Genomic DNA, 13985 nt, shown 5'->3' with positions numbered 1-13985 from the left:
TAAGAAATTAAAAGAGTTTTTATCTTAGGAATTTAAGAATGATTTTAAATTTAATATATTGTATATCAGTTTTTTGAAAATAAAATGTAAATTCATTAATGAAACTCTTTCTTTTTTTATGAAAAATATAATTTTAGTTGCTTTTTTACTGTTTAATATTTCATGTTTTTCTCAAGATTTAATCGAAATAAATAAATCAAAAGATTCTGAAAACTCTCGAAATTTAGAAGTTCAAACTTTAAAAGGAAAAGAATATCAGATTTTTTCTAATTATAAAGTTTTTGATTTTTTGAAGGAATATATGAAACTCGAAGAAAAAAATATTGACGCTAGACTAAAAACAATTTCTTCTACTGTGGATGTGAAAATTGTGTCTTTAGAACAAGTAAATTCCGATGAGATTTTATCGAAAATTCAGGAATCTATCAAAAATATTTTTCGAATAAATATTAAATCTATCACAGAAGAAGTTGTTTTGTGTTATGCGGAAAAAAATACGAATGAAAATTTAGAACACTGCATAAAAAAGGATGGAGAAATAAGTTTGGAAACACTAGGAGGGAAGTATTGGAAGGGGAAATGTGTGACAATGCAAGATCTGATCAGGCAAGTAGAAGAGTGGTATGCAATTTCGATTTTTAGTAAAATAAAAGATACAACTACTTATAATTTTGAGATGGAGTATTTTGATGATTTTGAAGTGTTTTGTTCGGAATTAGATAAGAAATATAAAATCAAAATCACACAAGAAAAGACTTTGGTAAATAAGATAATTGTAGAATAAATCTATCTCTATTTGTTGGATAGAGATAGATTTATTAAAAATATTATTTTACATATTTTGTTTTTTTCATAAAGCTTAAAACGATAAATCCTGCGATGAAGAAAACTCCAAGAAGTAAGATAAATGGTTTTAAAGAATTTGTTGCAGCAACAATAATTCCTGAAAGTGTCATTCCTAAAACAATCGCGATTTTTTCAGTAACATCGAAGAAACTAAAATAAGTTGCATGATCTTCCGTGTCTTCAGGTAAAAGTTTAGAATATGTAGAACGAGAAAGCGTTTGTGTAGCTCCTAAAACAAATCCTAAGAAAGCTCCTAAAATATAGAATTTAAGCGTAACATTTGGGTCTTCTTTTTCTAATAAAAAAGCACCAAAACAAGCAATCGCCCAAATAATAATCGTGATTTTTAAAGCTTTGATATTTCCGATTTTTTCTGAAATTCTTGAGAAAAGAAAAGCTCCAACAACCCCTACTAATTGTACTAAAATAATTGTGATGATTAAATCTTGTGTTTCTAAACCTAAGTTTGTTCCAAAAACACTCGATAATAAAATGATTGTTTGAACACCAACACTGTATAAAAAGAAAGAAATCAGTAAGATTTTTAATTCTCTTAAATGTTTTAATTGTTTCCAAACATTAGCTAATTCTTTAAAACCTTTGAAAATATAATCGTTTTTAGGTTTCTTTTGATATACATTATTTCTAAGTTTCGAAAAAGTAACTTGTGAGAAACCAATCCACCAAATACCAACACTTAGGAAGGAAATTTGAGCTGGAAGTTTGTCATTTGTAATTCCGTACATGTCTGGCATCATCACTATAGATAAGTTAAAAACAAGTAAAAGAACAGAACCGATATATCCTAACATAAAACCTTTGGCACTAGCCCTATCTTGTTGTTCTGGAAAAGCAACTTCGGGAAGATATGCATTGTAAAAAACGATACTTCCCCAAAAACCAATGCTTGCTAAAATAGTTCCGAAAATTCCAACCCAAAGCGTACTTTGTCCTTCAAAAAAGAAAAGAGAAGAAACAGATAAAGCACCTAGGTAACAGAAGAATTGCATGAATTTTTTCTTATTTCCAGTGTAGTCTGCAATTCCGGAAAGAACTGGAGAAAGAAATGCTACGACTAAGAAAGAAAAAGATAAAGCATAAGAATATAAAGCGGTATTGTGTATTTCAAAACCTAAGAAGTTAACAAGGTTTTCATTTTGCTCATTTTTGGTAATTGATTCATAGTATATAGGGAAAACTGCGGTTCCGATCACAAGAGAATACACCGAATTTGCCCAGTCATAAAAAGCCCAAGAGTTGATTAGCTTTTTATCACCTCTTTTTAAAATTGTTTTCAAATTTTTTCGTGTTTTTTTGTTTTGAGAGCAATATACTATATTATTTTTACGATTTTCTTAAAAACTTTTTAGATGTTAATTGTTTGTTAATATTATATTAAAGAAAAAAGCTTAAAAATTACTGAAATAATAATGTTTATAGTAATTCTTAAATATTAATGATGGAAAAAAAATCAAAATAAATTAATATAATTTTAAAATAATTTTAAATAAAATAAATTATATGTTATATTTGGCGGAAATTAATGTTAAATTAATTTTGTTTTAACTTTTAATATATAAGATTATGATTAAAAAAATTACTACTCTTTTTGCATTTTCATTAATGCTAACTCAAGCTACTGAAGCTCAAATTTGGTCAGATGATTTTGAATCTGGAATGGGAAACTGGACTCTTTCTGATGAAGATGGGGACGGAAATAACTGGGAAGGAGTTCAACTACAGAATGCTAATGCAACATTAGGATCTAATGTAGCAGGTTCTTATTCTTGGAAAGATAATACAGTTTTAAGTCCTGATAACTTAATGACTTCTACAGCTATTGATTTATCATCTGCTTCAGCTGATGGTTTAGCTTTAAAATTTAACTATTTAGCTTTTGATCAAACTTATTTTGCTGAGAAATTTTCAGTTTATGTAACAACATCAAATGATACGGAAGCAATTTTAGCTTCTGATGCTGTTTTTGTTCAAACTTTAACTGCAGGAGGAACTATCTTCACTGGAGGTGTTGATTTATCTTCATTTGCTGGAGAAAGTGAAGTATATATTACTTTCCGTCACCATGATAGTTCAGATGTTTTCGTTGTAGGAATTGATAATGTTTCTGTTGAAAACTTAGATGCTTCTAATGATGCAGAATTATATGCTGTTACTTTTGATAGATTTATCGCTCAAGATACTGATTACACATTTAACTTTACAGTTGTAAATAATGGTGTAGAAACTATTAATACAGTGGAGTTAAAATGGAGTGATGCTAATGGAGATAATACAGAGTCTATTACTTTAGATGAACCTATTGCTGCATTTGGATTCCAAAATATTTCTCACCCTGTGAATTTAAACGTTTCTGGAATTGTTGAAAATGATATCAACTTCGAAATTGTTTCTGTAAATGGAGGAGATGACGATAACATGGATAATAATTCAATGTCAGGAAAATATAGTACTTTAAGTGAGCATATTGATAGACCAGTTATTGTTGAAGAAGGAACTGGAACATGGTGTGGATGGTGTCCTCGTGGTGCTGTAGCTATGGATTATATGGCTGATACTTATCCAGAGCAGTTTATCGGAGTTGCTGTTCATAATGGTGATCCAATGACTGTAACTGAATATGATTCTAGTGCAGGATTTACAGGATATCCTTCAATGAATGTAAATAGAAGATTCTTAGGAGAAGGAGTTTCTCAAGATGCAATGGAGCAAGCTTATAACTTATTAAAAGATTTACCAGCAGTAGCATCTGTTGAAGCTGATACTTCTTATCCAGAAGATGGAGTTGTAACTATTTCTGTAGACGCAACATTTAAAGCTAATGTTTCTACTCATAACTATAGATTAGGAGTAATCATTACTGAAGATGGTGTAACAGGAACAGACTCTGGATATGCTCAAGCTAACTACTATTCTGGAGGTGATCAAGGAGCAATGGGAGGTTATGAAAGTTTAGCAAACCCAGTTCCAGCTGCTGATATGGTTTACGACCACGTAGGTAGGGCTTTATTAGGAGGATATAATGGACAAGAAGGATCTATTGGAGCTTCAGATGTTATGGATGGAAACACTGTTTCTTATGACTTTACATATGAAGTACCATCAGGATCAGATATTACTAAAATGCATGTTATTCCTGTAATTATTGATAACGATTCAGGAGAATTTGTTGGAGGAACTCAACTTTATTTAGATAGATGGTTAGATACTGAAGAAGTAGCTACAGGATCTAAAATGAACATTTTCCCGAACCCTGCATCTGATAGATTAACTGTTTCTTTCGAAGCAGAAGGAAACTATTCAGTTCAAATCTTTGATATGTTAGGAAAACAAGTATTATCTAAAGATTATACTAACTTAAAAGGAGCTCAAAACTTAGAGATTCCAGTATCTTCATTAGAGAAAGGAAACTACATTATCAATGTTTCTTCTGATAAAGGATCTTACAGTAAGTCAATTATCATTGAATAATTTTTATTATATTTGATAAATAAAATATAAAGAGAATGTTATTTTTAGCATTCTCTTTTTTAAATCCTTAATTTTAACATAAAAATTTTTTACAATGAAAAAACAATTACTTTTTTTAAATCTATTCTTATTTTTTACACTTTTTAGTTTTGCTCAAATCTCAATCACAGATAAAGATGGTACACCAATCAATGATGGGGATTTAATCACAACAAATACAATTGAAAACTCAGGAAAATTAGTGTTTTATGTTGATAATAATACTGATGCTCCAGTTAACTTAAAAGTTACAATTGCTGATATTGTTGGAAGTGATGGTTCTCATTTACAATTTTGTTATGGAACTACATGTTATTTTTCAGTAGAAAATGGTGCTCAATATCCTGCAGCAGGTGATGCTGATGTGATTATTGATGCTAATGGTCAGTTACATAGTGCTGGAAACTATTTCTGGAATAATTCTGATACTGAAGGTGATGCTACAATTGAGTACACAATCAAATTTGAAGATGCAAATAGTGATTTTGAGTTAACAATGACTTATAAATATGATAAAAACCATGTCAATGTTTCTGAATTCAACCAAATCCCAGTTGAGATTTTCCCAACGGTTGCTAAAGAAAACATTACTATCAATGTAAAAGAAAATGTTGCAGGTTCTATCTTCGATTTATCAGGAAGATTAGTTAAGAAAACTCAATTAACTACAGGATCTCAAACTGTAAACGTTTCTGATTTATCAGCTCAAACTTACATTTTAAAATTAGAAAATAATAAAGGACAAATTACTACAAGAAAATTCATTATTAAGTAATTTACACTTTGTTCAAAATAAAAAAATCCAAAAGATTCATCAGAGTCTTTTGGATTTTTTCTTTTATAAAATCAAGTGTTTTATTCTTGAATCATTTTTTTATAAATAGAATTTAAATGCTTTCTTTCAAATTCACTTTTTGTCTTTTTCCAAAGTTCTTGTGCATCAAAACTTCCATACATATTTTTGTCAAAACTTTTACTGAAAACATTTTCTAAAACTACTTTTCGTTGTTTTTTTATCACATAAGATATTTCAAAAACAATTCTTCCTTTTGAATTATATTTCTTTGTTTTATAAGATAGTTTGAAAATATTTCTTGCTTTTGATTCTGTACTAGATTTTATTTTCTTCTTTTGGAAATAAGATAAAATACTCTGATTGATACTTTGAGTTAAATTTGTAGCATTAGAACTATTTAAAAATAATTTTGGTTGCTCTATCTGGAAAGTTAATTCCGTTTTAGGAACATTTACAACAGAAAGAATTTTTCTTATCAATAAATCATTTGTAGTAGAATTTACCAAAAACCTCCAATCAAACTCAATATTCAATCTCTCTAAATCATTTGTAGAATTTAGTTTAAAATCAAAATCTAAACTTCCTGAAGTATTAGTTTCTCTTTTTGTTTTATAAATTTCAAGCGCTTTAGAATTTAAAATAATAGGATATTCTTCTAAAGGATTATTTTTAAGATTTACAAGTGTGATGATTGAATCATCAAGAAGAATTTGATCTCCTCTTTTATAGTTTAATTTCTTGTTGGGAACATTAAATTTTATTTGATTTAAACAATTTTGAATTGCCACAAGAATTTCTTTAGAAATATTAAAGTCTTCTCCATTCATTTGGTAAATCATGTCTTCTCCTAAATAATTTTTGATTCTTTCAAAAGACAAAATATATTTCTTAAAAGCATCTACATAATTTGCTTTTTCGGCACTTTTCCCTTCATTATATAAAGCATAAGCTTCATTGAAAGCTTTTTGTTTTCTTTCTTCTTTTATTCTATAATAGGTCGTTTTTTTAATTTTATAGAAAGCCCAATATGCATTTTGATTTTCATAAGAATCTACAGGAGTAAATCCTTCTAAATAATCTTTAGAACTCGTATTAATTCTATCTTGATAATATTCTGAAATTCCAGTTTCATTCTCAAATTTATACAAAACACTTTTAGAAGAAATATTCACAGAAACTTCTTGTGCTAAATCATTCAAAGCTTCTCCTCTTGCTTTTGAAATATATTTTGTTGGATCTCCGTATTTATGACTTTTACCAACGCCATAAAAATATTCATTGTCAATAGGTTTTTGCACCAACCAATTTGGCTGAGGGTTTTCTACTTCTTTGCTTGAACCACAAGAAATGATTAAAGAAATAAAGAAGAAAAATATTGTCGATTTGTAGATGGTTTGTTTCATTTTAGTTTTCAGGATTAAATCTTTCAACTTCATTTTTAATTTGTTTTCCAGCTTCTTGCATCAAAGTTTTTAGTAGATAATCAGAGGAACTTATTTCTTTAGAACCTTTGAATAAATTTTTCAACTCTTTATTATTTCTATAATCATCATAAACCTTATCAGAAGATGATTTTTTAGATTTATGTTCCCAATATCCTTTTACAATATTCTTGTAATTATGATTACTTTTTGCATAATGAATTGCATCTTGATTTGCGATAGAAATTTCATCAGAAATCCACATTTCATTATTATTTGTCGCTATTAATTGATATCTCAATTCTAAATTAGCTTGATTTGTCATCGAATATTCTGAATATTCAATCTTCTCATATTTGGTAACCGTAGTTGTAGTTCCGTCTTTATTTTCTTGCTTATATTTTTTTCTTAAATATCCTCTTTTTGATTCTCTTCGAAGTTTTCCTGTTCTGTGATAATTCTTTGAAACTACACCAGTAAAGATTGCATGACCACCTAATTTTTTTGCTTTTTCCATTTTTTTAGCATCATTGTAAGCAATAGAACTTCCATCAATAATTCTATAAAAAGGAGAATTTATTCCGTTTAATTCATTTTGAACAATTGACTGTAAACGTTCATTTTGAAGCGTAGAATTTCTTCTTTCGTTTTGAAAAGGGATCACAACAATATTTATCGTAGCATTTTCAAGTGCTTCATTTTTTAACTGTACAACATCTTTATAATCTTGAATAATTGAAGCAACACTTTTAAACTCGTAATAAGCTTTTCTAGGTGTGTTATTGTTCAGGTATTCAATTCCTTGTCTGTATTTTGGTTCTGCTTTTGTTCTGTTTAATTGATGCCTAGCATCTCTAAATTTCGAATCAATTTTAACAATTTCACTAAACTTCTGTCCAGAATGAGAAAAATTATCTTTGTCAAATAAAATTTTACCTTCATCATATAATTCGCCTAAATAAAGACTCTTTTTTTCTTCAAAATAAGCATTGTGCTCTGTCGGAAAATCTAAAGTAATTCCTACAGCTTTAATTTTGTTATAATAGTTTTGAACTTCAAGAAATTTATAAACAGCCTCTTTGTTTGTTCCAGTGTTATATGATTTTAAAAACACATCTGATTTTCTGTCCAAAACAATTTGACCATTTTTTCTTAAACCAAGTTTTGCTTCAATATTGTCTGGTTGTTTTGTCAAAGATTTTCGATATAATTCTGCAGCATCTTCTACCAAACCAGCTTTTTCTAATTGCATGGCTTGTTTTCGATATTTTTTTGCAGCACAACCTGTAGAAAGGACAATAAATAAGCTAAAAATTAATAATGAAGAAATTTTTAAAAGGTAATTTTTTTTCATTTTGAAATTGATTTTTGCTAAAGTAGGTAATTTTTAAATAAAGCGATATTGAAAGGTGTAAAGTGTAAAACTAAAACGTATTAATACAAAATGAGGTTGCAAAAAGCAGCCTCATTTCGTATTATTTATAGAAAAATCAGAGATTATCTGTTTTCTTGCTTTTTTAATTCTTCTTCGAAAGTTTCTTTAAACTTCTCGTAATCATAATCAACTTTGATGTGCTCATCTTTGTTTAATTTCTTAATTAATGGGTTGATTAAATTATCGATAGAAATTTCGTACGCTAAATAAGTCTTGTATTTTCCTTCTTTAGTTTTTGTAACTTTCTCACAGATAGTTCTATATCCGCTGATGTTTTGGTTGATTACCTCTCTTGTTAAAGCCTCATATCTTTTCTCGATATCTTCTCCAGATGCAGTTTCTACTGACTTTTCGTAGTTGTCAATTACAGCTTTTACTGTAGTAGAAATTTTTGAAGATAATTCTTGTAAAGTGTTGTTTCTAGACTTCTTTTTAGAAAGTGTCATATCAGAGCTTTCTCCGATAGAGTTTCCTCTAATAAATTTGTCTGTAGAATAGTAATCTGGTCCAGAACAGTGAACGATAATTTCTACTTCTCCTGGTTGGTTTACAGCTTTTGGCGTTGACTTACATGCTGCGAATGATGCTAATAAAATTGAAAATATTGAAATTCGTGTAATTGTCTTTCTCATCTGTTGTTATGTTTAAATCGTTTGTAAATATATATAAGATTTTTCTTAAATCATTCATCGAATTACAAAATGGATGCCAAATTTGATTAAAACTTAAAATTGGTTAAATAAATATTTTAAAAAAAGAATTAGTGTTAATTAATTATGGTATTTTTTATTTTTGTGAATTAAATTAATTTATTATCGTTTTAAATAAGGTTTTATGAAACAAAACATACTTATTCTGACTGCTTTTTTCTTATTCTTTTTACAAAATTCTTATGCGCAAAATAAAAGTATAGTTACAGCTTTTAACGGTCTTGTGATACGAGATGCACCGAGTTTGAAATCTAACAAAATTGGCAAATTTTATTTTGGTAAAAATGTTGGAGAAATAAAAAACACTGGAGAAACTCTAACCATTACAGATGAAGGTAAAGAAATTTCAGGAGAATGGCTGGAAGTTAAAAACTTTGATGATAAATTTGAGAAAGGGTATGTGTTTTCTGGTTTTCTAGGTTCAAATGTAGAATTTGATAATAAGTTGAAAGAAGAAATTCTAAAAACTGGATTATTTGAAGATTTTTCTTCAGAATATTTACATGGAGATTTTTTTGGAGATGGAATTTCTGATTATGCTTTTATTTTAAAAGAAAAAAACGAAGATGTAAGTCGTTTAGTTATTTTAAATATTAAAAAGAAAAATGAAATTATTTTCGTGAATAAAGAGAATTCAACTTTTGAAGTAAGAGATTATTCTTGGGCTGGAATTTTTGAATTAGTTGGAGAGAATGAGCCGCTTTGGTCAAATTATGAAGATGATTTTATAGAATTTGCAAATGTTCCAGATAATAAAAAAGTCTATTTAAATTATAACGCTTTATATCTTCATGCTACAGAATCTTGTGGAGGAGGATTTATATTTTGGAAAAATGGGAAATTCCAATGGTTACAACAAGAATAAAAAAAGGTTCAAATAACTGAACCTTTTGTGTTTTTTATTTAATTAAAGCTTCTAAACTCTGATTATAAGCTCGAATATTAAAATTCATTTTTTTGATTTCAAATTCTAATGGATTTAAAGTTTTTTCTGAGAAAACTTCTTTTTCTGAATTCAATTCTTTTTTGATATCATCATAATTTCGATATTCCCATTTGATAAAAGTCTTTAAATCAATTTCTAGTTGATGCTTGTCATCTTCTTTTTTAAAAGTAATAGGATTTGGAAAACTTGAAGATAAAACTTCAAAATAAAAATTTACATCTTTAGAATCTGTAGGAAAACGATATTTGAATTTTACACACTCATGTTCATTCTCATAAAAAACATCATAGCTTAAAGGAAAATCCGATTTGTTTCTTGTTACTTTCTCTTCTTCAATCTGAAAATTATTCTGAATATCCACATTCAATTCTTCCAGACTTTCTTTTAAAATCAATTCTTTTAGCAATTTTTTTGCTTCTTCATTTTCGCTAGACTTGATTTGTGAAACTTTCTCTGCAACTTCTTGATGTCTTTTGATAAAAGGATTGGTTTTCGTCATCTTGATAATAATTTAATAAGTAATTTGATTAGTGTAACTCTTACTTAAATTACGTTTATTATCAATAAGTTGCAAATATTTTATATTTCTAAAAATTTGTTTTAGAGTTAATTAAATGTTTTTTTTGGTTTAAATTTTAATAGGATCTCCTAGAAATTTAGGTTGTACATTAAAAGTTAAATCCAAAACCATTTTTGTTCTAGCAAAATATTCTCGGATAACAGTTTTTATACTATATCTTGAAGAAACTTCTCTAGCATTAAACCCAACAACATTAAGATTTTTATTCTCAGCAATAAAAACAGCTCTTTCATTATGAAATTTTTGCGAAATAATCGTGAAAGAATCTTGACCGAAAACTTTATTTGCTCGTACAACAGAATCTAAAGTTCGAAAACCAGCATAATCTAAAAAGATTTTATTCTCAGGAATTCCACCTTTTACCAAATCTTCTTTCATCAAAGAAGGTTCATCATAATCTTTTCGACTATTGTCTCCACTGACCAAAACATATTCGATTTTTCCAGCTTTATAAAGTTTTAAAGTCGCTTCAATTCGATATTTATAAAAAAGATTTACATGACCTCTACTGGTAAATTTTCCTGTTCCAAGTACCACACCAACTTTATTTTTTGGAATTTTTGTAGTGGAAGTATAGATTCTGTCTTTCGTTTGATTTTCAACGAAATAATAAATTCCTAAAACACTGACTGCAGTTAAAACTGAAACTAAAAAAAAGTACTTGAAATATTTCTTAAACATCGGATTGAATTTTTTACAAAAATAATGAGAATTTTACGGATATGGAATTTCAAGATCCAAATGTTCTCCTCCAATATATTTTTTAATACAAACTTTATTCTTAGGGTTTAAATAAATATAATTATTGATATTAAAATCAGAACTATATAAATCGAGTTCTAGAAAAGAAAACTTTAGGGTTCTTGTCCACTTTTCATTTTTATATTCTAAAATATGAACACTATTTAAATTTGAGAAATCGGGAAGGTTATAAATAATTGCAACTTCATCTTTTCCATTTTGGTTTAAATCACCAATATTTTCCAGTAACAAAAGGTTATTTGTGCTTGTAGGAATCTCGAAGTTATGTATCAAAGAGTTGGAACTTTTAATTTCGTAAGTTTCATTCTTTATTTTATTTTCAAAAAGTGATTCAGAAATTTTATCACCATTAAAATCTCCAATTATTTGAAATTTTGGAGTTTCTTTTTTTGTACAAGCTAAAATTAGAAAAAGTGTCAGAAAAGAATAAATCGTTGATTTCATCATTTTATTTCAAAAATACATAATATTTGAAAAATGGAATCGTTTTTGATAGAATTGTCATCGATTTCTGAGTATCTTTGCTCAACAAAACAAATGAAAATATGGGAAGAATACTAGCGATAGATTACGGAATGAAACGTACTGGAATTGCGGTAACTGATGAAATGAAGATAATAGCTTCAGGGCTTACAACTGTAGATACTAAAGAATTATTTTCTTTTTTAATGAAATATTTTTCAAAAGAAAATGTAGAAACAGTGGTGCTTGGAGATCCAAAACAAATGAATAATACTGCAAGCGAAAGTGCTGTGTTAGTAAATGAATTTGCAGACAAATTTCAGAAAACTTTTCCTAAAATTCCGTTAAAAAGAGTAGACGAAAGATTTACTTCTAAGATGGCTTTTCAAACGATGATTGATAGTGGTTTGAAAAAGAAACAACGTAGGAATAAAGCACTTATCGATGAAATTAGTGCAACAATCATTCTACAAGATTATTTACACAACTTATAATCAGATATTCCCCAGATTTATAAAAACTTTTAGTAAGAGGTTGAAAAATCGGTCGAACTTTGTATTTTTGCAGCCTTGAAGTAAACAAAAGAAAATGATTTTACCAATTGTAGCATACGGAGATCCCGTATTGAAAAAAGTAGGAGTTGATATTGATGAAAATTATCCTGAATTGGATAAACTTATCGATAACATGCGTGAAACTATGGCAAATGCTCATGGTGTAGGTTTAGCAGCTCCTCAAATAGGACTTTCGATTCGTCTTTTTCTTGTAGATGCGAGACCATTTGCAGATGATGAAGATTTAGAAGAAGAAGAAAGAGCTTTTCTAGCAAATTATAATAAAGTATTTATCAATGCACAGATTGTAGAGGAAGAAGGAGATGAATGGGCATTTAGCGAAGGATGTTTAAGTATTCCAAATGTGCGTGAGGATGTTTTTAGAAAAGACACAATTGTTGTAGAGTATTTAGATGAAAATTTCCAGAAGCATACAGAAAAACTTACTGGTTTAGCAGCAAGAGTTTTCCAACATGAGTATGATCACATTGATGGAATTTTATTTACAGATCATCTTACTTCTTTAAAGAAAAGATTGATCAAAAAGAAATTAGAAAACATAGCAAAAGGGAAAATTACACCAGAATATAGAATGCGTTTTCCTAAATTAAAAAGAAAATAAAATATTAATAATATGACTTTAGAAAAAATTATTTCAATTGCAGGTAAGCCTGGATTATACGAGATTATTGCACAATCAAAAGGAGGATTTATCGTTGGAAACATTGTTGATAAGAAGCGTTTTCCTATCAATGCTGCACACAATGTAAGTGCTTTAAATGATATCGCAATTTATTCATATACAGAGGAAGTACCTTTAAGAGATATTTTCAAAGATTTATCAGAGAAATTTGACGGAAAAGCTGCTGTAAGTCACAAAGCAGATGAAAAAGAAATCGTTGGATTATTCCGTGAAATTTTACCAGAATATGATGAAGATAGAGTGTATGTTTCAAACATTCGTAAGGTAATTCAATGGTATAACTTATTAGCAAAAGCTGGTTTAGACTTTACTGCAATCGCAAACGAAGAAGAAGTAGAAACTGAAGAAGCTGCTTCTGAAGAAAACTAATAAAGAATGAAATTTTTCACTGAAATATTTAAGCTGATACGCGTAAAACAGTGGATAAAGAATCTTTTTATATTTATGCCTGCATTTTTTGCAGGCTCTTTTTTTGAGAAAGATATTTATCTGAACTCTATTTACGCATTTTTAAGTTTCTGTATTGCTTCTAGTAGTATATACATACTTAATGACTATGTCGATATAGAGAAAGATAAATTGCACCCAAAAAAGAGATTTAGACCATTAGCAAGTGGAACAATCTCTAAAACACAAGCTAAAATAATTATGGGTGTGTTACTTTCTATTTTAGCATTATTTTTATTTGTTATTGTTCCGTCTGTAAAATATATCATTATCGGGTATATTGTTTTAAACATAGCTTATAGCTTTAAACTAAAACATATAGCGATTATTGATATTCTAATTATTGCAACTGGTTTTGTTTTAAGAGTTTTTGCAGGAGGATTTGCTACAGGAATCGAGATTTCGAAATGGCTGATTTTATTAACTTTTTTCCTTTCTCTGATTTTAGCTTTAGCAAAACGAAGAGGAGAAATTCATAGTTCAGGTGAAAAATCTAGAACAGCACTAAAAGGATATTCTCTACAATTTATTGATATTCTGATTACGATGATGAGTAGTATCACCTTTGTATCTTATATTATGTATGTTACTTCTGATGATATTATCGAGCAATTTAAATCAGATTATATTTTCATTTCAGCAATTTTCGTATTGCTAGGAATTTTACGCTATTTACAACAAACAATTCTTTTTAATAATACAGAATCACCAACAAAAGTAATTTACAAAGATGGTGTAATTCAAAGTTCTTTAATTCTTTGGATTTTATTTTTCTGTTATATAATTTATTTCTAA

General features: G+C 28.2%; 15 protein-coding genes. 8 read left to right on the top strand and 7 right to left on the bottom strand.

Annotated elements, in window-relative coordinates; translation table 11 throughout:
* The first annotated feature begins 118 nt into the window (after positions 1–118).
* Positions 119–784 carry a hypothetical protein gene (locus I0K12_RS00680; protein ID WP_196884977.1) on the top strand — a complete coding sequence of 222 codons (666 nt, stop codon included), beginning with the start codon at positions 119–121 and terminating at the stop codon, positions 782–784.
* A gap of 43 nt (positions 785–827) precedes the next feature.
* Here the strand turns inward: I0K12_RS00680 and I0K12_RS00675 are convergent, their stop codons facing one another.
* Positions 828–2135, bottom strand: a complete 1308-nt coding sequence (locus I0K12_RS00675; protein ID WP_196885582.1) for an MFS transporter — start codon at positions 2133–2135, stop codon at positions 828–830.
* Between the two features lie 295 nt (positions 2136–2430).
* Here I0K12_RS00675 and I0K12_RS00670 point away from each other — a divergent pair, with 295 nt between their 5' ends.
* Both I0K12_RS00670 and I0K12_RS00665 read left to right on the top strand, forming a co-directional pair.
* The gene (locus tag I0K12_RS00670; RefSeq protein ID WP_196884976.1) at positions 2431–4335 is read left to right on the top strand and encodes an Omp28-related outer membrane protein; all 1905 of its coding nucleotides are present in this window, start codon (positions 2431–2433) and stop codon (positions 4333–4335) included.
* 94 nt (positions 4336–4429) lie between these two features.
* The gene (locus tag I0K12_RS00665) at positions 4430–5149 is read left to right on the top strand and encodes a T9SS type A sorting domain-containing protein (RefSeq protein ID WP_196884975.1); all 720 of its coding nucleotides are present in this window, start codon (positions 4430–4432) and stop codon (positions 5147–5149) included.
* An 80-nt stretch (positions 5150–5229) separates the two neighbouring features.
* Here I0K12_RS00665 and I0K12_RS00660 read toward each other — a convergent pair whose 3' ends face one another.
* From I0K12_RS00660 to I0K12_RS00650, 3 genes are all read right to left on the bottom strand, one after another.
* On the bottom strand, positions 5230–6606 hold the full coding sequence (locus I0K12_RS00660) for an LPP20 family lipoprotein (protein ID WP_196884974.1): 1377 nt from the start codon (positions 6604–6606) through the stop codon (positions 5230–5232).
* A complete protein-coding gene (locus I0K12_RS00655; protein WP_196884973.1) occupies positions 6575–7945 on the bottom strand; it encodes a hypothetical protein in 1371 nt (456 codons plus the stop codon). Before I0K12_RS00655 ends, I0K12_RS00660 begins: the two co-directional genes overlap by 32 nt.
* A 143-nt stretch (positions 7946–8088) precedes the next feature.
* Positions 8089–8658, bottom strand: a complete 570-nt coding sequence (locus I0K12_RS00650) for a hypothetical protein (RefSeq protein ID WP_196884972.1) — start codon at positions 8656–8658, stop codon at positions 8089–8091.
* A gap of 202 nt (positions 8659–8860) precedes the next feature.
* Between I0K12_RS00650 and I0K12_RS00645 the strand changes: the two genes are divergently transcribed.
* Positions 8861–9601 carry an SH3 domain-containing protein gene (locus tag I0K12_RS00645; RefSeq protein WP_196884971.1) on the top strand — a complete coding sequence of 247 codons (741 nt, stop codon included), beginning with the start codon at positions 8861–8863 and terminating at the stop codon, positions 9599–9601.
* 34 nt (positions 9602–9635) lie between these two features.
* Here the strand turns inward: I0K12_RS00645 and I0K12_RS00640 are convergent, their stop codons facing one another.
* The 3 genes from I0K12_RS00640 to I0K12_RS00630 form a co-directional block, all read right to left on the bottom strand.
* Positions 9636–10181 carry a hypothetical protein gene (locus tag I0K12_RS00640; protein WP_196884970.1) on the bottom strand — a complete coding sequence of 182 codons (546 nt, stop codon included), beginning with the start codon at positions 10179–10181 and terminating at the stop codon, positions 9636–9638.
* 129 nt (positions 10182–10310) lie between these two features.
* A complete protein-coding gene (locus I0K12_RS00635; protein ID WP_196884969.1) occupies positions 10311–10943 on the bottom strand; it encodes a vancomycin high temperature exclusion protein in 633 nt (210 codons plus the stop codon).
* Between the two features lie 33 nt (positions 10944–10976).
* Positions 10977–11468, bottom strand: a complete 492-nt coding sequence (locus I0K12_RS00630) for a hypothetical protein (protein WP_196884968.1) — start codon at positions 11466–11468, stop codon at positions 10977–10979.
* A 101-nt stretch (positions 11469–11569) separates the two neighbouring features.
* On the opposite strand from I0K12_RS00630, the gene ruvX reads away from it, so the two are divergent.
* The 4 genes from ruvX to I0K12_RS00610 all read left to right on the top strand — a co-directional run bounded on the left by ruvX (position 11570) and on the right by I0K12_RS00610 (position 13985).
* Complete coding sequence (ruvX, locus tag I0K12_RS00625; protein ID WP_196884967.1) at positions 11570–11980, top strand: Holliday junction resolvase RuvX; 411 nt, start codon at positions 11570–11572, stop codon at positions 11978–11980.
* A gap of 94 nt (positions 11981–12074) precedes the next feature.
* Positions 12075–12662 carry a peptide deformylase gene (gene def, locus I0K12_RS00620; RefSeq protein WP_196884966.1) on the top strand — a complete coding sequence of 196 codons (588 nt, stop codon included), beginning with the start codon at positions 12075–12077 and terminating at the stop codon, positions 12660–12662.
* Between the two features lie 12 nt (positions 12663–12674).
* The gene (locus I0K12_RS00615) at positions 12675–13112 is read left to right on the top strand and encodes a DUF5606 domain-containing protein (RefSeq protein ID WP_196884965.1); all 438 of its coding nucleotides are present in this window, start codon (positions 12675–12677) and stop codon (positions 13110–13112) included.
* 6 nt (positions 13113–13118) lie between these two features.
* Positions 13119–13985: a decaprenyl-phosphate phosphoribosyltransferase gene (locus tag I0K12_RS00610; RefSeq protein WP_196884964.1), complete on the top strand. Its 867-nt coding sequence runs from the start codon at positions 13119–13121 to the stop codon at positions 13983–13985.

Origin of the sequence: Aureivirga sp. CE67 (assembly GCF_015767245.1) — a bacterium.
In the GTDB taxonomy this organism is placed as follows: Bacteria; Bacteroidota; Bacteroidia; order Flavobacteriales; family Flavobacteriaceae; genus Aureivirga.
Note: the sequence above shows the minus strand (reverse complement) of the source record. Positions and strands in the feature narration are given on the sequence as shown.